This is a genomic window from Haloterrigena alkaliphila, from assembly GCF_017352155.2.
Taxonomy (GTDB): domain Archaea; phylum Halobacteriota; class Halobacteria; order Halobacteriales; family Natrialbaceae; genus Haloterrigena; species Haloterrigena alkaliphila.
This window is the reverse complement of the sequence record NZ_CP071462.1, coordinates 2,902,423-2,921,991: the sequence shown is the minus strand read 5'-3', so window position 1 is coordinate 2,921,991 and position 19,569 is coordinate 2,902,423. Positions and strand designations below refer to the sequence as shown.

General features: G+C 67.6%; 20 protein-coding genes. 9 read left to right on the top strand and 11 right to left on the bottom strand.

The genetic code is table 11. From position 1 onward, the window contains the following. Positions 1–317 precede the first annotated feature (317 nt). Entirely contained in the window at positions 318–2,810 is a 2,493-nt protein-coding gene (locus tag J0X25_RS33035) for a DNA topoisomerase I (RefSeq protein WP_207288135.1), read from the top strand. A gap of 97 nt (positions 2,811–2,907) precedes the next feature. Here the strand turns inward: J0X25_RS33035 and J0X25_RS33030 are convergent, their stop codons facing one another. Beyond that, on the bottom strand, positions 2,908–3,471 hold the full coding sequence (locus tag J0X25_RS33030) for a TlpA family protein disulfide reductase (RefSeq protein ID WP_207288134.1): 564 nt from the start codon (positions 3,469–3,471) through the stop codon (positions 2,908–2,910). A 95-nt stretch (positions 3,472–3,566) separates the two neighbouring features. Here J0X25_RS33030 and J0X25_RS33025 point away from each other — a divergent pair, with 95 nt between their 5' ends. The 4 genes from J0X25_RS33025 to J0X25_RS33010 all read left to right on the top strand — a co-directional run bounded on the left by J0X25_RS33025 (position 3,567) and on the right by J0X25_RS33010 (position 5,721). Further along, positions 3,567–4,175, top strand: a complete 609-nt coding sequence (locus J0X25_RS33025) for a class I SAM-dependent methyltransferase (protein WP_207290919.1) — start codon at positions 3,567–3,569, stop codon at positions 4,173–4,175. An 89-nt stretch (positions 4,176–4,264) separates the two neighbouring features. Then, positions 4,265–4,540: a hypothetical protein gene (locus J0X25_RS33020; protein WP_207290954.1), complete on the top strand. Its 276-nt coding sequence runs from the start codon at positions 4,265–4,267 to the stop codon at positions 4,538–4,540. Then, positions 4,537–5,379, top strand: a complete 843-nt coding sequence (locus J0X25_RS33015) for a beta-keto acid cleavage family enzyme (protein ID WP_207288133.1) — start codon at positions 4,537–4,539, stop codon at positions 5,377–5,379. The genes J0X25_RS33020 and J0X25_RS33015 overlap by 4 nt, the downstream gene beginning before the upstream one ends. A 126-nt stretch (positions 5,380–5,505) precedes the next feature. Next, complete coding sequence (locus tag J0X25_RS33010) at positions 5,506–5,721, top strand: helix-turn-helix domain-containing protein (RefSeq protein WP_207288132.1); 216 nt, start codon at positions 5,506–5,508, stop codon at positions 5,719–5,721. A gap of 59 nt (positions 5,722–5,780) precedes the next feature. On the opposite strand, the gene J0X25_RS33005 is transcribed toward J0X25_RS33010, so the two are convergent. The 5 genes from J0X25_RS33005 to lrpA1 form a co-directional block, all read right to left on the bottom strand. Next, positions 5,781–5,954 carry a hypothetical protein gene (locus J0X25_RS33005; RefSeq protein WP_207288131.1) on the bottom strand — a complete coding sequence of 58 codons (174 nt, stop codon included), beginning with the start codon at positions 5,952–5,954 and terminating at the stop codon, positions 5,781–5,783. Between the two features lie 79 nt (positions 5,955–6,033). Further along, positions 6,034–6,939: a DMT family transporter gene (locus tag J0X25_RS33000; RefSeq protein WP_225896667.1), complete on the bottom strand. Its 906-nt coding sequence runs from the start codon at positions 6,937–6,939 to the stop codon at positions 6,034–6,036. Between the two features lie 118 nt (positions 6,940–7,057). Continuing rightward, the gene (locus tag J0X25_RS32995; RefSeq protein WP_207288130.1) at positions 7,058–7,669 is read right to left on the bottom strand and encodes a nitrous oxide reductase accessory protein NosL; all 612 of its coding nucleotides are present in this window, start codon (positions 7,667–7,669) and stop codon (positions 7,058–7,060) included. 82 nt (positions 7,670–7,751) lie between these two features. Then, on the bottom strand, positions 7,752–8,240 hold the full coding sequence (locus J0X25_RS32990; RefSeq protein ID WP_207288129.1) for an SRPBCC family protein: 489 nt from the start codon (positions 8,238–8,240) through the stop codon (positions 7,752–7,754). Between the two features lie 92 nt (positions 8,241–8,332). Then, positions 8,333–8,761, bottom strand: coding sequence for an HTH-type transcriptional regulator LrpA1 (lrpA1, locus tag J0X25_RS32985; protein WP_207288128.1), 429 nt, complete (start codon positions 8,759–8,761; stop codon positions 8,333–8,335). A gap of 211 nt (positions 8,762–8,972) precedes the next feature. On the opposite strand from lrpA1, the gene J0X25_RS32980 reads away from it, so the two are divergent. Then, entirely contained in the window at positions 8,973–9,293 is a 321-nt protein-coding gene (locus tag J0X25_RS32980) for a hypothetical protein (protein ID WP_207288127.1), read from the top strand. 98 nt (positions 9,294–9,391) lie between these two features. Beyond that, on the top strand, positions 9,392–10,555 hold the full coding sequence (locus J0X25_RS32975; protein WP_207288126.1) for a LolA family protein: 1,164 nt from the start codon (positions 9,392–9,394) through the stop codon (positions 10,553–10,555). Between the two features lie 56 nt (positions 10,556–10,611). On the opposite strand, the gene J0X25_RS32970 is transcribed toward J0X25_RS32975, so the two are convergent. The 3 genes from J0X25_RS32970 to aroC all read right to left on the bottom strand — a co-directional run bounded on the left by J0X25_RS32970 (position 10,612) and on the right by aroC (position 14,965). Next, positions 10,612–11,547, bottom strand: coding sequence for a thiamine pyrophosphate-dependent enzyme (locus J0X25_RS32970; protein WP_207288125.1), 936 nt, complete (start codon positions 11,545–11,547; stop codon positions 10,612–10,614). Between the two features lie 2 nt (positions 11,548–11,549). Further along, positions 11,550–13,454 carry a 2-oxoacid:acceptor oxidoreductase subunit alpha gene (locus tag J0X25_RS32965; RefSeq protein WP_207288124.1) on the bottom strand — a complete coding sequence of 635 codons (1,905 nt, stop codon included), beginning with the start codon at positions 13,452–13,454 and terminating at the stop codon, positions 11,550–11,552. Between the two features lie 359 nt (positions 13,455–13,813). Then, on the bottom strand, positions 13,814–14,965 hold the full coding sequence (gene aroC / locus J0X25_RS32960) for a chorismate synthase (RefSeq protein WP_207288123.1): 1,152 nt from the start codon (positions 14,963–14,965) through the stop codon (positions 13,814–13,816). A gap of 116 nt (positions 14,966–15,081) precedes the next feature. Between aroC and J0X25_RS32955 the strand changes: the two genes are divergently transcribed. Continuing rightward, the gene (locus J0X25_RS32955; RefSeq protein ID WP_207288122.1) at positions 15,082–15,570 is read left to right on the top strand and encodes a hypothetical protein; all 489 of its coding nucleotides are present in this window, start codon (positions 15,082–15,084) and stop codon (positions 15,568–15,570) included. Positions 15,571–15,636: 66 nt separating this feature from the next. Here the strand turns inward: J0X25_RS32955 and J0X25_RS32950 are convergent, their stop codons facing one another. Beyond that, positions 15,637–16,917 (bottom strand): alkaline phosphatase family protein, encoded by a 1,281-nt coding sequence (locus J0X25_RS32950; protein ID WP_207288121.1) that lies wholly within the window; start codon positions 16,915–16,917, stop codon positions 15,637–15,639. A 129-nt stretch (positions 16,918–17,046) separates the two neighbouring features. Between J0X25_RS32950 and J0X25_RS32945 the strand changes: the two genes are divergently transcribed. Then, the gene (locus J0X25_RS32945) at positions 17,047–18,219 is read left to right on the top strand and encodes an MFS transporter (RefSeq protein ID WP_207288120.1); all 1,173 of its coding nucleotides are present in this window, start codon (positions 17,047–17,049) and stop codon (positions 18,217–18,219) included. Positions 18,220–18,407: 188 nt separating this feature from the next. On the opposite strand, the gene J0X25_RS32940 is transcribed toward J0X25_RS32945, so the two are convergent. Then, the gene (locus tag J0X25_RS32940; protein ID WP_207288119.1) at positions 18,408–19,550 is read right to left on the bottom strand and encodes a thiolase family protein; all 1,143 of its coding nucleotides are present in this window, start codon (positions 19,548–19,550) and stop codon (positions 18,408–18,410) included. Between the last annotated feature and the right edge of the window lie 19 nt (positions 19,551–19,569).

Sequence of the window (19,569 nt, the reverse complement as noted above, 5' to 3'; positions counted from 1 at the left end):
AGCGGCGTGCCGTTTTCGGGAGGACCGGCTTCGAGCGCCGTCGGTTGGCGCGGGCCCGGAGCCCGCCGGCCGGTCGCCTCGAGAGACGAACCCGATAGTTCGCCGACCGCGTCGGTTCGAATATGGGATGCGTCGGCGACCTACCAGCAACCGACCTTCACGCACACGCGACCGCGGCCGCCCGCACAACGCACGCACACCCGCGCTATCCCCCGGTTTCCGGCGAAAACGTTATCAAACCCTCACTCGTAGCGAGCGACGATGCAGGACACTCGCCCGCACGTTCCGGAACCGACCGCTCGCGGAGGTGAGCCGTCGTGGAACTGATAATCACGGAGAAGGACAACGCCGCGCGACGGATCGCCGACATCCTGAGCGGCGGCACCTACGACTCGAGTCGCGAGAACGGCGTCAACGTCTACGAGTGGGGCGGTAAGCGCTGCGTGGGGCTGTCGGGTCACGTCGTCGGCGTCGACTTCCCCGCCGAATATTCGGACTGGCGGGACGTCGAACCCGTCGAACTCATCGACGCGAGCGTCGAGAAGACCGCCACGAAGGAGAACATCGTCGCGACGCTGCGCATTCTGGCGCGCAAGGCCTCCCGCGTCACCATCGCGACCGACTACGACCGCGAGGGCGAACTCATCGGGAAGGAGGCCTACGACATCGTGCGCGACGTCGACGAGGACGTCCCCATCCGGCGGGTTCGCTTCTCGTCGATCACGGAAAACGAGGTGCAAAGCGCCTTCGACGAACCCGACGAACTGGACTTCGATCTGGCGGCCGCGGGCGAGGCCCGCCAGATCATCGACCTCGTCTGGGGCGCCGCGCTGACGCGGTTCCTCTCCCTGTCGGCCGGCCAACTCGGCAACGACTTCATTTCGGTCGGCCGCGTCCAGTCGCCGACGCTGAAACTGATCGTCGATCGCGAGCGCGAGATCGAGGCGTTCGCCCCCGAGACCTACTGGGAACTGTTCGCCGACCTCGCGAAACACGAGGGCGATTCGACCACCTTCGACGCGCAGTACTACTACCGCGACGAGGACGACAACGAGGCCGAGCGCGTCTGGGAGGAGGCCGTCGCCGAGGAGGTCTACGAGACCCTCGCCGAGCGCGACGCCGCGACGGTCGTCGACGTCAACCGCCGGACGCGCACGGACACGCCCCCGGAGCCGTTCAACACCACCCAGTTCATCCGCGCGGCCAGCGCCATCGGTTACTCGGCCAAGCGGGCGATGTCGATCGCCGAAGACCTCTACACCGCCGGCTACATCACGTATCCGCGGACCGACAACACCGTCTACCCGGACGATCTGGACCCCGAGGAACTGCTCGACGACTTCGTCGGCCACCCCACGCTCGGCGAATCCGCCGAGTCGCTGCTCGAGGCCGACGAGATCGTTCCGACGGAAGGCGACGAGGAGACGACCGACCACCCGCCCATCCACCCAACCGGCGAGATTCCCTCGCGCGGGGGCGACGTGAGCGACGACGAGTGGGAGGTGTACGAACTCGTGGTGCGCCGGTTCTACGCCACCGTCGCCGAGGCGGCGATCTGGGAACACCTCAAGGTCGTCACCGAGGTCGACGACTACCGGCTCAAGTCCAACGGCAAACGACTCGTCGAGGCCGGCTACCACGACGTCTACCCGTACTTCAACACCAGCGAGAACTACGTCCCGGACGTCGACGAGGGCGAAGAACTCGCCCTCTCCGAGGTCGAACTCGAGGAGAAGGAGACCCAGCCCCCGCGCAGGTACGGCCAGTCGCGACTCATCGAGACCATGGAGGACCTGGGGATCGGGACGAAGTCGACCCGCCACAACACCCTGGAGAAGCTCTACGACCGCGGCTACATCGAGAGCGACCCGCCGCGACCGACGCGGCTCGCGATGGCCGTCGTCGACGCGGCCGAGGACTACGCCGACCGGGTCGTCAGCGAGGAGATGACCGCCCAACTCGAGGCCGACATGGACGCCATCGCGAACGGCGACGCGACGCTCGAGGACGTCACCGACGAGTCCCGGGAGATGCTCGAGGGGATCTTCGAGAACCTCGCGGACTCGCGCGAGGAGATCGGCGATCAGCTCCGCAAATCGCTGAAGGACGACAAGCGACTCGGCCCCTGTCCGGAGTGCGGCGAGGACCTGCTCGTCCGGCGGAGCCGCCACGGCTCGTACTTCATCGGCTGCGACGGCTACCCCGACTGCGAGAACACGCTCCCGCTGCCCTCGACGGGCAAGCCGCTGATCATGGAAAACGAGTGCGAGGAGCACGGCCTCAACGAGGTCAAGATGCTCGCCGGCCGGCAGACGTTCGTCCACGGCTGCCCGCTCTGCAAGGCCGAAGACGCCGGCGAGGGACCCGTTCTGGGTGTCTGTCCCGAATGCGGTGACGAACACGACGGCGAGTTAGCGGTCAAGACGCTCCAGAGCGGCTCCCGACTGGTCGGCTGCACGCGCTACCCCGACTGCGAGTACTCCTTACCCCTCCCGCGACGCGGCGATATCGAGGTCACCGACGAGTACTGCGACGAGCACGAGCTGCCCGAACTCGTCGTCCACAGCGGCGACGAGCCCTGGGAACTGGGCTGTCCGATCTGCAACTACCAGGAGTTTCAGGCCCGCGAGAGCGAGACCGGCTCCGACCTCGAGGCGCTCGAGGGCGTCGGCGCCAAGACGGTCGAGAAACTCGCCGACGCGGGCATCGAGAGCATCGACGATCTGACCGACGCCGATCCGGACGTCGTCGCCGAGGACGTCGAGGGCGTCAGCGCCGATCGGCTCCGCAGCTGGCAGGCGAAGGCCTGACCGAGCCGCGACCCGTTCGCAGCCCGCTCGTTTTTACCGTCGGAATCAATCGACTCGAGGCGGGTCTCTCGGCCGCGGACCTCGATTTCGCCGACGATCACTCGATGACGGATTCGACGCCACCGACGACCCTGCGGGGGCTCAGAACGCCGTTTTCCTCCCAGTCCTTCTCGCCCTCGGAGTCGACGACGATCGTGACGGGGAAGCCGACGACGCCGTAGGCGGCGGCGAGTCCGTCCTCGTACCCGACGGCCCACTCGCCGGAGTGGTCGGTCCACCACTCCCGGAGCGTCTCCGACGGCAGTCGCTCGGGCGACTGGTAGGTGACCGAGAGGAACCGGACCGCGTCGCCGTGGCGAGTGGCGAGCCGTTCGCGGGCCTCGGCGAGGCGGGGAATCTGGGCCTGACACTGGCCACAGCCCGTGGTGAAGAACATGATCGCCGTGGCCTCGGCTCCGTCGTCCCCGCCGCGAACGTCGAACGTCCCGGCGGTGCTCCCCTTCGCGTCGACGGTCTCGACCTCGAGCGGGTCGCCGTCCTCGTCGCCGGACGGCGCCGGAGCGCCGTCGCCGAACGACGGGAGGCCGCGCCAGAGGATGCCGCCCGCGCTGGCGATGACCCCGACGCTGCCGACGCCGGCGACGAACTCGCGTCGCTGCATGTCCGTTACTACGGGCCGGCCACCAAAGGAATCACTGGTTCGATCGTGGAACGATGGGGCGAACTTCCAACTGGGTCGCGCCCGTCGGTGCGCTCGTGACGGACGAACGCGAGCGGTGGAACGAGCGGTACAGCGACGTCGACTTCGAGTTGCCCGACGAGCCGATTCCCGAACTCGAGCGCCGCGTCGCGACGCTGCCCGAGGGCCGGGCGCTCGACGTGGCGACCGGCACCGGCCGCAACGCGCTCTTCCTCGCCGAGCGCGGCTACGACGTCGACGCGGTCGACGTCTCGGACGCGGCGATCGAGACCGCCCGCCGCAGAGCGGACGAGCGGGACGTCGACGTGAACTGGGTCCGAGCCGATCTGGGCGAGTTCGACCTCGAGGCGGACGCCTACGACGTGATCACGGTGAGCTTCTTCGCGGCGCTCGAGAACCTGCCCGATCTCAAGACGGCGCTGGCGCCGGGCGGCGTCCTCGTCTACGAGCACCACCTGCGCTCGAGCGACGCCCTCGAGATCGGCCCCTCGAGCGAGCGCTTCCGGTATCGGTCGAACGACCTCCTGCGGGCGGCGCTCGACCTGACGATCCTCTCCTACGCGGAGCGGCGCCGGCCCGTCGCGGGCGGGACCGCGGCGATCGCGACGCTGGTCGCGCGGAACACGCACGGCGGCACGCAGTCCTACCCCAAGTTGGGCGAGTGACCGCGGGACCGCGCTTGACCCGAGGACCCGATCGAGACCACCGATTCCGTCCCACGAATCGTTAACATGCCACAGCCGAAACTGGACGTATGACCTGTCCTCACCTCGAGTATCGAGACGAATCCGACGGGACGCGCTTCGACGAGGCCCGCGCCTACTGCACCGCGGCCGATCGCTTCGTCCAGCCGATGCGCGCCGACGTCTGCAACGACCGCTACGACCACGCACACGATCGGCACTGCGAGATCTACCTCGAGCACGCCGATAGCGACGGCGCAGGCCGGTCCGACGACGAGGCTGTGAACGCCGGTGCCGGTTCCGGAGGCCGAACCGAAAGCGAGGTCGACGACGGAGGCGAGCGATGAGCTACGGCGACTTCCTCCGGGGCGAGCCGGCGATCGTCACGGCGGCCCTGACCGGCGGCGTCCACGGCAAGGAGACGACGCCGAACCTCCCCGAGACGCCCGAGGAGATCGGGAAGGCGGCGGCCGCAGTCGAGGCGGCCGGCGCCTCGGTCGTCCACGTTCACGCGCGCCGTCCCAACGGGGAACGCACGTTCGAGACGGAGCGCTTCCAGGAGATCGACGACGCGATCCGCCGGTACGCCGACGACGTGATCATCCAGCACTCGACCGGCGGCACCGGGGCGCCGGACGCGGACCGCCACCGCCCGCTGCGAACCGACCCGCCGCCGGAGATGGCCTCGCTCGACATGGGGCCGCTGAACCGGTACGACCACCTCACCAGCGAGAACACGCGCGGACTGGTCGACTCGCTCCACGAGGAGATGGTCGACCGCGGCATCAAGCCCGAACTCGAGGTATTCAACGACGGCCACCTGAACGAGGTCCACGGGCTACTCGAGCGCCGCGACCTCGCCGATCCGGTGTACGCGACGCTGATCTTCGGCCCCGGCACGCTGGCCCGTCCGCGGCCGCGGAACTTCCTGAACGCGATCGATAATTTGCCCGAAGGCGCGCTGTTCAACACGCTCGGGTTCGGCCAGAATCAGCTTCCGTTCGCGACGATGGGGCTGCTCTTCGGCGGCCACGTCCGCGTCGGCCTCGAGGACAACGTCTACTACCGGCGGGGCGAACTCGCCGAGAGCAACGCGCAACTGGTCGAACGCGTCGTTCGCGTCGCCGAGGAACTGGGTCGACCGGTCGCGACGCCCGATCAGGCCAGAGAAATCCTCGGGCTCTGAGCGCTCTCCAACCCGTCCAGGAACCTGCTATCGACTCGTCGCTACGTCTGTGGAACCGACTTTCTCTCAGATCGACAGGCCACCGAAACATCTATGTCATATTTTGCCGTGATATATGGTTATACAATGACCAACTGTTCGAGTCGAGGACTTCTGGACGTTCTCGACGAGCGGGGGCCGGCCGAGGTCGGGTCGCTGGCCTCGGCGCTCGAGGTCCACCCGGTGACGGTTACGAAGGAGTGTCACGATCTCCAGTCCGACGGCCACATTCGACAGATTTCCGGGGGCGTCTACACCATCACCGAGGACGGCCGACAGTACCTCGAGACGGTCTCCGAGTAGCGAGCGACGGGACCTACTCCCGCGATCCGGGCCCGTCAGTCGTCGGATTCATTCGCCCGTCAGGCGTCCTCGACGCCGCTGGGAACGACGTCCATCGTCAGGGTAGACTGTTCTTCCGCCGCCTGCTGCTCGACGCCATCGAGGGCGCCCGTCTTCGTCGCCACAACGACGGCGCCCGTCCCCGTCGCGAGGACGAGGACGGCGCCGGCCGCCACGATGCCGAGTAGGGGCAACACCCCCGATTGCAGTGATCCACCGATCGCTCCTCGCCCTCGAACCGCGTCGACCGGAACCGTCACTCCGTGCCATCGTTCACGTCCCCGAGCCGTCCCGTCGCTCGCGCTCGAGCGTCGTCACGGCGATGCCCGCGAGGACGACCGCCCCGCCGGCCACCGTCACCGCGTCGGGGACTTCGGCCAGCAGAACGACCGCCAGCAGCGTCGCGCCGACGGGTTCGCCCAGCCAGGCGACGCTCACCACGACCGACTCGAGGTGTTTCAGCGTCCAGTTGACCACGGTGTGCCCGAAGACGCCGGGGCCGACGGCCATCCCGAGGAAGAGCAGCCACTCGCGGGCCGGATAGGCGACGTAGTCGTGGCCCTGCGCGGCGACGAGAGCGCCCAGCGTCAGCGCGCAGGCGGCGTAGACGACGGTGACGTAGGGAAAGAGGGAGACCCGCTGGCGGATCGACCGGCCCGCGAGCACGTAGCCCGCGACGGTGACGGCGCCCAGCAACGCGAGCGCGTTTCCGTACAGCGTCGCGTCGGAGAGTGGCGCCTCGCCCGCGTCGCCCAGCGACATCGCGGCGGCGCCGACGACGGCGACGGCGATCCCCGCGACGGTCTCGCGGGTGATCCGCTCGCCGAGCACGAGTCCTGCCGCCAGCGCGACGACGATCGGCTGGCTCTGGACGATGGTGACGCTCGCCGCGACGCTCGTGTGGTTCAGGCTCTCGAACCACGCCGCGAAGTGGATCGCGAGCGCGACGCCGGCGACGACGGCCGCGGCCAGATCGCGCCTCGAGAGTCGCGAAAAGTCCGCCCGATTCCGCACGAGCGCGACGGGCGCGACCAGTGCCGTGGTGAACAGCACCCGGTAGAATGCCGCGACCGAACTCGGCGCCGCGCTCCAGCGGACCAGCACGGCGCTGGTGCTCGCGGCGAACACCGCGAACGCGAGGGCGACCATCGGCGTCACCTCGAGGTCCGACCTGCGCACGTCGTAGGGGATTCGAACGGGTGCCCAAACCGGTTCCGAAACGCCGCGTGAGCAACTCGAGGCAGGACCGTGGATTTCGCCGGTCGCGACGGGACGGTGGCAGCCTCCCCGGAGGCAGTCACTCGTCCGGAAGGCGGTTCCCGCGATAGATCGCCGCGATATCGCGGTCGACGGCCTCGAATTCGACGATGTCGTCCTCCGTGAGGTCCTCCGCGCCCCACTCCTCGAGGTAGGCGACCGCGTCGTCGTACGACGCGAACGGGCGGGGATTGATCTTCATCGTCTCCGTCGGGACGGCGTCCGCGTCCGTGACGAGGACGAAGAAGGCGTCGCTCGCCTCGACGAGCCGTCCCGTCTCGAAGTCGGTGACCCAGGCGCCGACGACCGCCTCGTCCGTCGGCGGGGCGGCCGCGTACGCGAACAGACAGCCCGGCGTGTCGAAGACTGCACCGACCCCGTCGGCGTGGGCGATCTGGGCCTGCCAGTCGGGGTAGTCCGCGGCGATCATGTTACAGACCGGGCATCGATCCTCGTCGCCGAACTCGATCGGTTCGTCGCCGGGATGGGAGAGCTCCGTCGCGTACGGATGTTCCTCGTTACCGCCATCTCCGTCCTCGTCACCAGCGTCCTCCTCGCCGCCCAGACAGCCGGCGACGGCCACCGCGGTTCCCGCGCCGACGGTAGCGAGCAGTCGGCGTCGACCGAACGAGCGACCCGCGGGGCCAATCATGGCGGTCACTACCGCTTCGACGGCCAAAACGGACGTGGTTCGATCGTCTAACGCGACGAAACGGATCGACGCGCCGGATCCCTCACTCGAGGCGCGCCTTCGTCGCCCGGTGGCGGCCGCGAAACATCGCCTCGAAGCCGGCCTGCGAGAACGGCGTCGTGACCTCGGCGAGCGGGCCGCGGCCGAGGACCGGGAGTTCGTAGACGACGCGGTCCCGGAGGACCGTCCGCTCGCCGTCCGCGGAGAAGGCGTGGGTGTGTTCCCAGCGCTCGAACGGGCCGTAGACCATCTCGTCGCGAAAGTACGCGCCGTCGTCGCGGCGGTCGCGGTCCGTGATCAGCGACGTCCAGTGCTGGCGCGGCCCGATACCCAGCGGACGGATCGACAGCGCTAGTTCCGTTCCGACCTCGAGCACGTCGGGATCCGGCCGGCCGTCGGGGCCGAGCACGGCCTCGACGCGGAGGCCCATCCAGTCGGGTGTGACGGCCTCAAGCCCCTCGACTCGCGAGTGGAACTCCCAGACCTCCTCGAGCGGTGCGTCGACGGTCGTCCGGCGCTCGTACGTCGGCATAGCTCACTCCACGCCGGCCGGCGTGAAAACGGATGGGCCGAACCGATCGGTCTCGGGGAGACGAATTTGCGGCGAACGGACGCGGTAGCCGTCTACTTCAGTCGCTCCTGGAGGAAAGAGGGATGGGCCGCGGTGACGCCGTCGATCTCGAGGATGTTCTCGGAGATGATCTCGCCCAGCGCGTCGCCGTCCGCGGCGCGGACCTCGGCCATCAGCATGTGGTCGCCGCTGGAACTGTACAGCGCCTCGATCTGATCGAGGTCCTTCAGCGCCTTCGTCGCCTCGACGTAGCGTTCGCTCGCGACGTCGATCCCCACCATCGCGATGGTCTTGCTCGAGAGCTTCTTCGGGTCGACGTCGGCCGAGTAGCCGACGATGACGCCCTCTTCCTCGAGCTGGTTGATGTACTTCCGAACGGTCGGTTTCGAGACGTTCGCCTGCTCCGCGATCTCGGCGTAGGACGCCTGCGCGTCCTCCTCGAGGACCTCGAGGATGCGATCTTCCGTCGCCTGTGTACTCATGCTACTCTCTTTTGCTCGGACGGAAAAATATCTTTTGTATACGAAAACGACCGGTACGCCGGCGAACGATCCGCTGCTGGCGTGAATCGGGCGCCAGCGCCCGAATACGTATCAATACATAGATATAACCCCCGATAAATCGTGATCGCCGTCAGTTAGCGGTGGGATCGTCGGACTTATTCGCCCGCCCGACGCAGTTCCGGCGAACGACATGGTCGATCCGCACGTGATCAGCGGCGCCGTCTGGGTGTTCTGTGGGCTGCTCATTCTCGGACTGGGATCCCTCATCGCGTTCCGCGGCCGGGTCGACCTCCACGCGAACTACGACGAGTCGGTCGATCCGGCCTACGTCGCCCGGTGGGCCGGCGGCACCGCCCTCCTCATGGGGGTGCTCGTCGTCGCCTACGGCGTTCGCGAGATCCGGTTCGGGTTCCACCCGTACGCGCTCGGCGGCCTGATCGTCGCGTTGCTCGCGTTGAGCTACGTCTCGAAGCTGTTCGCCGGCGGATTCGGGACGGGGAACCGCGACTGATCACGATCGCCGCCGCCGAACCGGCCGGCCGCCGCGTTCCGTGAGAGAGTATCGGACGAATAACAATTGATTTGTCGAATGGGTGACGGTGTTGACGTATGGAACCGACACGTCGAAAATTCGTCGGGCTCGGATGCGGGGCGGCGACGGCGGTGGCGGGCTGTCTATCCGTCGGCGACGACGGCGAGGGGACGACGGACGCGGACCTCGAGGCGAGGCTGGCCGACCTCGACCGACCGGAGACGATGATCGCGACGGTCGAGACGACGGTCGAACGGGACGGAACGACGACCACCACGACGGACGAGATCACGGCGCGGCTCACCGGCGAGACATACGTCGAGGGCCGCAACGACGACAGGACGTTTCGGAACGTCGACGACGGGGAGCGGGCCTGGTTTCACGACCTCGAGCGAAACCGGGTGGCGGTGATGGACTCCGAGATGAGCGGCGAGAGCCACATCGAGTACCTCTACGGCGAGACGACGACGTACTTCGACCAGCTCGAGGCGCGGGTCGGCGGGGAGGCGACCCTCGACGGGCGGTCGGTCTACCGCGTCCGGTTCGATCCCCCGCCGTCCGAGACCGTCGAACGCTCGATCGGCGTCCTCGTCGGGAACACCGAGTTCGTGATCCCGCTCGAGACCGAGGAGCGCGAGGACAGCGAGTTACAGCAGTCCGTCGAGCGGATCGACGTCTGGTTCGACCGGGAGACGCTGTTCCCGGTCAAACAGGTCGTCGAGACGGACGAGGCCGACTTCGACGCGGTCTCCACGTCGCTCTCGCTGAACGAACCGGTCGACGACGAGCTGTTCGCGTACGAGCCGCCCGCCGACGCGCTCGTCGAGGAGCACGTCTTCCCGTACCTCGAGCGGTACGAGTCGCCCGCCGACGCCGAAGCCGCGGCGGGCGTCGAGATGGCGGAGCCGACGCACGTCCCCGAACGCTTCGAGCGCGCCGGGGCCGCCGTCGTCGATTACCCGTACGCGAACGATCTCCGGGAGGTCTCGGGCAGGTACGCCGGCGACGCGTCCGTCGGCGAGTCGATCCGGATCGGCGCCTGCAACGGTCCCCGTCCGTTCGCGCTCGAGGGCGAGACGGTCACCGTCGACGGCGTCTCCGGCACGATCGTCGAGAGCGACCTCGGCACGATCGTCGAGTGGGCCTGCGAGGAGCGGACGTACTACGTCTTCGCGACTGCGACGGTCGATCGCGAGACGGCGCTGTCGGTGGCAGAATCCGTCGAGGTCGACTGCGACTAGCGGCGAAACGCGGCAACATCGTTCGGTCAGCGATCGCGGACCGCCCCGCCGACCGGTTACGTGTGCCGCTCGAGCAGGTCGTAGCTGCGCTCCCACTCGGCGTCGTCGTCGAAGTAGCGCTCGGCCAGCGGCTGGTCGGGCATCTCGCCGACGGCGTGTTTCTCCTGCGAGTAGGAGGGACGGTCGTCCTCGACGTAGTAGCGGCCCGTCAGGACGGTCCCCTCGTTGAGGACGTCCTCGGTCTCGCGCATCATCTCGGCGGCTTCCGCGCGGTCGTGGACGTCGAAGTCGTAGTCGTCGGACTCCTGGACGTCGATATAGGGGACGTACTGGCGGGCGTCCTTGTTCCAGGTCGGACACTGGGTCAGGAAGTCGATGTGCGCGAAGCCGTCGTGCTCGATGGCCTCCTTGATGATCTCCTTGGCCTGGTTCGGGTTGACCGCGGCGGTGCGAGCGACGTAGCTCGCGCCGGCGTTCAGCGACGTCGAAAGCGGCCGCAGCGGCGTCTTCGCGCTGCCCGAGGGCTGGGTCTTGGACTTGTGGCCCTTCGGGCTCGTGGGCGAGGTCTGGCCCTTCGTCAGGCCGAATATCTCGTTGTTGAACACGATGTACGTGATGTCGTGGTTCTCCCGGGCCGTGTGGATGAAGTGGTTGCCGCCGATCCCGTAGCCGTCGCCGTCGCCGCCGGCGGCGATGACCTCGAGTTCCGGATTCGCGAGCTTCGCGGCCCGGGCGACGGGCAGCGAGCGGCCGTGAATCGTGTGGAAGCCGTACGTGTCCAGGTAGCTGTTCAGTTTGCCGGAACAGCCGATTCCGGTGACGGTCAGCACCTCCTCGGGCGTCTTCCCGACTTCGGGCAGGGCCTGTTTCAGCGACTTCAGGACGCCGAAGTCCCCACAGCCCGGACACCAGGTCGGCTGCGGTTCGACACCGGGGGTGTACTCGTCCCGGTCGATCTCCCGTTCCTCACCGATCGCGTTGAATGCACTCATTGTTAGTCACCTGCAGCGGGTTCGATTCGCACCTGTGCGGTCGGCTGACGGTCCTCGTCGGCGAGATTGACCTCGTACCCCTCGACGATCTCGGCGGGTTCGAAGGGGTTGCCGTTGAACTTCAGCAGGCTGGTCATCTTGTCGCCGAAGCGACCCAGTTCCTTCTGGATCAGGCCGCGGAACTGCGCGGTCGCGTTCATCTCGACGACCATCGCCTCGTCGACGCTCTCGAGGAACTCCGTCACCTCCCGTTCGGCGAAGGGCATCATGTCGGAGACGCTGATCCCCTTTACCGAGTGCCCGTTCTCGTTCAGGCGCTCGATGGCCTCCGCGACGGCGCCCTGCGAGGAGCCCCACGTGACGATGCCGTAGTCGGCGTCTTCCGGACCGAAGTAGGTCTGGGTCGAGTCCCGTTCCTCGTCAAGCTCCGCGCGGATCGACTCGAGTTTCTCGATGCGCCGTTCCATCTGCGCGACGCGGTTGTCGGGATCTTCGCTGATGTGGCCGACGGGGCTGTGCTCGTTCCCGGTCGCGAGGTAGCGGCCGCCCTTCTGGCCGGGGATCGAGCGGGGTGCGACGCCGTTTTCGGCGTCGTCGTAGTTGAACCGCTTGAACTTCCCGGAGTTGTCGTGGGCCGCCTCCGCCAGTTCGTCCTCCGTCAACGTGGAGCCGAGGTCCGGCGAGGGCTCGCGGTCGAAGAACTCGACGTCGACGTTCTCGTTCTCGCCCGAGAGCTTCTGGTCGTAGATGACGATCGCCGGGATCTGGTAGTCCCAGGCGATGTCGAACGCCAGTCGGGTCTGCTCGTAAGCCTCCTCGATGTTCCCGGGCGCGAAGACGACGCGCTGGGAGTCGCCCTGACTCGTGTAGAGGACGTGCTCGAGGTCGGCCTGTTCGGGCTTCGTCGGCATCCCCGTCGAGGGGCCGGCGCGCATCGATTCGACGAGCACGACCGGCGTCTCGGTCATCTCGGCGAGGCCGAGCGGTTCGGACATCAGGGCGAAGCCGCCGCCGGAAGAGCCGGACATGGCCTTCACGCCGGCGTGGCTCGCGCCGACCGCGAGGGCGGCCGCGGCGATCTCGTCCTCGACCTGCTCGGAGACGCCGCCCATGTCGGGGAAGTTCTGGCTGAGGATGGTGAACACGTCCGTCCACGGCGTCATCGGGTAGCCGGCGATGAACCGACAGCCGGCGTCGATCGCGGCGTAGGCGATCGCGTTCGAGCCCGACAGCAGCGCCTGCTCGGTGTCGTGGGAGCCCTCCGGCGCACGCAGATCGTGCTCGAAGTCGTACTCCTCGTTGACGGTGTCGTAGGCCTCGTGGAGGATCTCGAGGTTCGCCTCGAGGATCTCCCCACCCATGGCGTCGGACATGAGGTCCTCGATGTGCTCGAGTTCCATGTCCAGCAGCGCCGCTGTGACGCCGACGCCGGCGGTGTTGCGCATGACCTCGCGCCCGTGCTCTTTGGCGAGGCCGCGCAGGTCCATGGGGAAGACGTGCCAGTCGTTCTCCTCGGCGCGCTCCTCGAGGTTGATCGCCTCGACGTCCTCCTCGTCGATCAGCCCCTCGTCGTAGACGATGATCCCGCCCTCGCGGAGCTCGTCCAGGTTCTCGGAGAGGGGTTTGATCTCCTCGTTCCCGTAGTAGGCCTCCTCCTGTGGGTTCCGGGCGAACGAGTCGCCCAGCGAGAGCAGGAAGTTGTAGCCGTCTCCCCGTGACTGTACCTCGCGGTCTGCGGCCCGGATCTCGACGTAGGTGTGGCCGCCGCGGATTCGCGACGGATAGTGCCGATGGGTGAACACGTCGAGCCCCGAGCGCATCAGCGCCTTGGCGAAGTTCTGACTCGTCGAGTCGATTCCGTCTCCGGAACCGCCTGCGATTCGCCAGATGAGTTCGTCGTCGCTCATGGTGAAACCAGTGGCCGGTGGGCCGACCGTACCGGGATTTTGCTCTACGTGAACTAAAGCCTTTGCTATAGATTACCATAGATCTATCGTGAAGAATGAACAACCACACAATATATGGCATGAAAGACCGTTAGAGTTCGAGAAATTCGAGGGTATCGATTCTATTTATGAATGGTCGGCCAGCGTCCGACACCGACCGGAAAGACAGAATTGCACGAGAATAAACCATTATATAGTCGGTTCGCCCGCCCGCCGTCGGCCGATCCGTCTCCCCTGCGACGACGGAATAGCCGGGTCGAGTCCGAACCGATCCCGTTCGGCCGACCGCGAAGAAATTGCGAAACCGTGAAAACCGCCGACTACTCGTTTCGCGGGTTGCTCGGGTGGTAGTCCGTGTCGTACTCCCCGGGCTGGTCGTCGACGCGGTCGGGGTTGATCCGGCCCGACAGCAGCATGAAGTCGACCAGCGTCAGGGCGAGCATCGCCTCGACGACGGGCACACCGCGGGGCGGCAGGACGGGGTCGTGACGGCCGATGACCTGCTCTTCCTTGAGTTCGCCCGTCTCCCAGTCGGCGGTCTGCTGGCTCTTGGGAATCGACGTCGGCGCGTGCAGCGTGACCTCGCCGTAGATCGGCTCGCCGCTCGAGATGCCGCCCTGAACGCCGCCGTGGTCGTTCTCGACCGGCGTCGGGTTGCCCTCGTCATCGAACTCCCAATCGTCGTTGCGCTCCTTGCCGGTCCACTCGGCGGCGTCGGTTCCCAGTCCGAACTCGAAGGCCGTCGTCGCCGGGACGGCCATCATCGCCTGGCCGAGTCGTGCGGAGAGGGAGTCGAACCGCGGTGCACCGAGGCCGACGGGGACACCCTGCGCCTCGAAGTAAATGCTGCCGCCGATGGAGTCGCCCTCCTCCTGGTACTCCGCGATCAGGTCCTGCATCTCTTCGGCGGTCTCGGGGTGGGCACACCGGACGTCGTTCTCCTCGGAGTGCTCGAGGATCTCGTCGAAGCTCACGTCGGGTGCTTCGACGTCGCCGATCTGGTTGACGTGGGCCTTGAGTTCGATTCCCTCGCGCGCGAGGAGTTTCTTCGCGATGGCGCCCGCCGCGACCCAGTTGACCGTCTCGCGGGCCGACGAGCGGCCGCCGCCGCCCCAGTTGCGCGTGCCGAACTTCGCCGAGTAGGTGAAGTCGCCGTGGCTCGGCCGCGGCGCGGTGATGAAGGGCTCGTACTTGCCCGAGCGGGCGTCCTTGTTCTGGATGACCATCCCGATCGGGGTGCCCGTCGTGTAGCCGTCCTGAATCCCCGACTCGATCGAGACGTCGTCGGGTTCGCCGCGGCTGGTCGTGATCATCGACTGGCCCGGCTTGCGCCGATCCAGGTCCTCCTGAATGTCCTCCGCCGAGAGCTCGAGGCCGGCGGGGCAGCCCGAGACGGTACAGCCCATCGCCTCGCCGTGGCTCTCGCCGAACGTGGTCACCTGAAAGAGGCGACCGAAGCGGTTGCCGTTCATTACGGCTCTCTCGGGGACGGGGACACTTAGCGGTACGTGATTCCGTGCCGACACCGACGGCGCTGCAGTGATACCCCAAGCGTCTTTGCCCCGAGTGGTGTAAAACCGTTCACACTATGAACCGTCGATCGTTGCTCGCCGGCGCCGCCGCCTCGAGCGCCGCCCTCGCGGGCTGTTTCTCGGCCGCCGAGTCGGCGCCCGCGGAGAACGGTCCGGACGAGACGCCGCCCGAACCCCCCGAGGACCCGGACGATCCGATCGCGCGGTCGGCCATCGGTACGCGGTCGGACGACCCGGCCTCCCGCGTCCGGCTCTGGAACCTCGCCGATCAACGACACAGGGTCGATCTCGAGATCGAATCGGCCTCGGAGACGCTCTCGTTCGACGGGAGCTACGACCTCGATCCCGACGCTCACGTGGTCGTCCTGCTGCGGGGCCGAGACGAGTACGAGGCGACCGTAACCGTCGACGACGACGAGGCGAGATCGGTCGAACTCGAGGCCTCGTCGTTCGACGACCCATGCCCGGCGACAGAACTGTTCGTCCTCGAGGACGGCGCGTTCGACGCGACGACAAAATCGAACGCCGATCACTGTACCGACTGACGGTTCGATCGACCGCCACCGCTGGACGGTCCGACGATCGGTCGCCGCTTTTCGGTGGCACGCCGGCTACGACGGTCCCAGCGATGACAGATCACTCGCGGCGAACGGCACCAGCATCTCGTCGGGGTGGAGCCCCCCGTGCATCCCGATCAACTCGAGTTTCTCCGTATCGCTGCCGTACCAGACCGCCTGGTCGCGGTGGCTGACGACGAGGTCGCCGAGTCGGCGACGGAAGGTCTCGCTCTCCTCGCCGTCGCCGAACAGGTTGCGAGCGCGGACCTCGTCGGCGGTGAAGATGCGGGCGTCGAGCGCGTCGGCGAGTTCCGACCGGATCCGCTCGCGGACGCCCGCGCCGTCCCGCAGGTGGAGGTGGGCGTTCCGCGGACTCCCGGCGTAGCGGACCGGCTCCCCGTTCGCGTAGCGCTCGAGGTTGTCCATCACCGTCGGCCAGGACTCGAGGTCGACGGTTCGGTCCGCGTCGGTGTCGACGTGGCCGTGATCGACGGTTACGACGACCAGCGTTTCCGCGGCGGCCGCGGGGTCGTCCGTTGCGAGGCCGGCGAGCGCACGTTCGACCGTTTGCAGGGTGTCCGCGACGGTCGACCGGTACTCGTCGCTCTCGGTGCCGGCGGAATGCGCGGCGGTGTCGATCTGCGGGAGGTAGGCGTAGAGGTACGCCGGATCGTCCGCGGTGGAAAACGCCTCGCGGAGCGACGACTCGAACCCCTCGAGCGAGTACTCTGGACCGTCGTCGCCCCCGCCGTAGGTGTGGGCGGTCGCGCCGTCGTACGTTTCGGGGAACGGCACGATGTGTCGGCAGTCGACACCGGCCGCCTCGAGGGCGGGATAGATCGGCTCCCCCTCGAAGACGTCCTGCAGGTCGCGGTCGACCGGTTCGGTGCCCTCCGTAACCTCGACGGTGAAGGCCTCGTAGGAGGCGTCGTCGACCGGGTCGTAGACGTCCCAGCCCAGCACGCCGTGGCTCGTCGGGAGTCGACCGGTGTGGAGGGTGGTCAGCGCCGCCGCCGTCTCGGAGGGGGAGGTCGTCGTCAGCGGCGAAACGGTTCCCGCGGCCTCGAGTCGCTCGAGCAGCGGGTGGCCGTGGCGCTTCCAGAACGCGAGGCCGAAGCCGTCGACCAGCACGACGAGCACCCGGTCGTAGTCGTCGCCGACGCTCGCGAGGACGTCGTCGGGGAGCGGGCGTCGAGTACCGGCGACGCCGCCGACGCCGAGCACTGAGGCGACCGTGTCCGGCACGCCGGCGAAGCAGTAGCCCGCGTAGTCGGGGAACAGGTAGCCGTCCTCGGTCTGGCGCTCGCGGAGTCGGGACTCGAGGTCGGTGCGCATGCGTCGACTCACGAACGCGACCGAGAAAACCGTCACGGGTGTTCGACCCGTCGCGACGCGCTCGAGCGATTCGCGTCCCGATGTCACGAGGCTTATACGGGTCTCGCAGAAACCGGCGTGTAGACTCAGATGCGCTGGCAGTATCGCACGACGGTGCTCGCGCTCTGTCTGCTCGCCTTTTTCGTCACCTACTTCGCGCGGATGGCGATCAGTCCGGTCATCCCCTTCATCGTCGCGGAGTTCGACGTCTCGAACACGGCGATCGGGTTCGCCCTGACGGGAATGTGGCTGGCCTACGGCCTCTCGCAGTTCCCCAGCGGCGTCCTCAGCGACCGGTACGGGGAGAAGCCGGTCATCCTCGTCGCCGTCGGCGGGACGTCGATCGCGAGCCTCCTGCTCGCGTTCGCGCCGGCCTTCCCCGTCTTCGCCGCACTCGCCATCGTCCTCGGGTTGGTCGCGGGACTGCACTACGCCGTCGCGACGACCCTGCTGTCGCGGACGTACGACGAACTCGGCCGCGCCGTGGGGATCCACTCGATCGGCGGTCCCCTCGCCGGGCTAATCGCGCCCGTCGCGTCGGCCTGGGTCGGCGTACGGTACGGCTGGCGGCCGGCGCTCGCGCTCGCACTCGCCGTCGGGTTACCGGTGTTCGCCCTGTTCGCGTGGCGGATCCGACCCACGGAACCCCGAAGACCCGCCCAGCCGATGCGGGAGCGGTTCGATCTCGCAGTGCTGTTCGAACTCGTCGGCCGACCCGCCGTCGCCTTCACGCTCGGGATCGCCATGCTCGGGACGTTCGTCGTGCAGGGACTGCTTACCTTCCTCCCGACGTTCTTCGTCGACCACCTCGGCTACTCGGCGACGCTCGCCGGGACCGCCTTCTCCGCGTTCTTCGTCGTCCGCACCGTCGGACAGTTCGTCCTCGGCGAGTTCTCCGATCGGTACGGGCGCGACCTCGCGATCGGCGGATCGATGTTCGCGGGCGCCCTGGGACTCTTCGGACTGGTGATTGGCCGGACGGACGCGACGATCGGCGTGGCCGTCCTGCTGGCCGGATTCGGCTCGAGTTTCTTCTCGGCGATCGACCCGCGGTTCCTCGATCAGTTCGGCGACGCCGAGCGCGGCGCCGGCTTCGGGCTCGTCCGGACGGTCTACACCGTCGTCGGCTCCGCCGGCTCGGTCGGCGTCGGCCTGCTCGCCGACCTGTTCGGCTGGGGGACCGCGTTTCTCGTCCTCGCCGGACTGTTCGCGATCACGTTCGGTGCACTCGCCGTAAACTGGGCGTTCGACCTCGGCTACTGACGCTGGCGCTCCCCTCGAGCGACGAAAAAACGGATCAATCGTCTCAGGGGAGTTCGAACTCGATCGCCGCACCCTGACGCGACCACCTTTTGTCTCGGTCGTCACGCGCGGTTCTCGCTCACTCCGTTCGCTCCGAACCGGCGCTCCTCCCTCGCAAAATCTGGACCAAAAAGCCTAGAGCAACCGTCTCAGGGGAGTTCGAACTCGATCGCCGCTCCCTGGCCGAAGCCGACGCACTCGGTCGCGATGCCCCGGTCGACGCCTTGGCGGTTCATCTCGTGGACCAGCGTGACCGGCAGGCGTGCCCCCGAGGCGCCCAGCGGATGGCCGATGGCGATGGCGCCGCCGTTGACGTTGAGCCGATCGTCCGGAATGCCCAGTTCCCGCTGGGAGTACAGCGTCTGGCTGGCGAAGGCCTCGTTGATCTCCACGAGGCCGTAGTCGTCGATGTCGCGCCCGGCGCGCTCGAGCAGGCCCTCCGTCGCGGGGACGGGGCCGACGCCCATGATCGTGGGATCGACGCCGGCGACGTAGCTGGTGCCGACCTCCGCGAGGACCTCGAGGTCCTGCTCATCGGCGAACTCGCGGCTGGTCAGCAGGAGGCCGGCCGCGCCGTCGGCGATCTGGGAGGCGGTCCCCGGCGTGACGGTGCCGTCCTCCTTGAAGACGGTCGGCAGTTCCGCGAGTTTCTCGGGGGTCGTGCCGGGCCGGAGCCCCTCGTCCTCGTCGTGGACGCCGTCCTCGGTCTCGATGGGGACGATTTCGTCGTCGAACTTCCCCTCCTCGGTGGCCTCGACGGCGCGTTGCTGGCTGCGGGCGCCGTACTCGTCCTGTTCCTCGCGACTGATGTCGAACTTCTCGGCGACCTTTTCGGCGGTCATCCCCATCGAGAGGTTCTCCATACCGTAGACCTCGTCGAGTTTCGGGTGCATCTCGCCGCTCTCGGCGGCGCCCATCTTCACGCGACTCATGCTCTCGACGCCCCCGGCGACGACCGCCTGGTGGCGACCCGCGGCGATCGAGTCCGCGGCGCTGATGACCGCCTGCGCCGAGGAGGCACACTGACGGTCGACGGTGGTCGCCGGGACCTCCTCGCCGAGATCCGAGAAGAGCGCGATCTGTCGGGCGATGTTCGTTCGCTGTTCCGCGCGCTGCTGCGCACAGCCCCACATCAGGTCGTCGACGTCCTCGCCCGACAGCCCCGTCTCCGCGAGCATCTCGTTTACCAGCGGGATCGAGAGGTCCTCGCTTCGAATGTCCGCGAGCGCACCGTCTTCTCTCCCCTGTGCCGTTCTAACAGCGCTAACGATTACCGGTGTGGTATCTGCCATTGTATAGCACAATTATTCG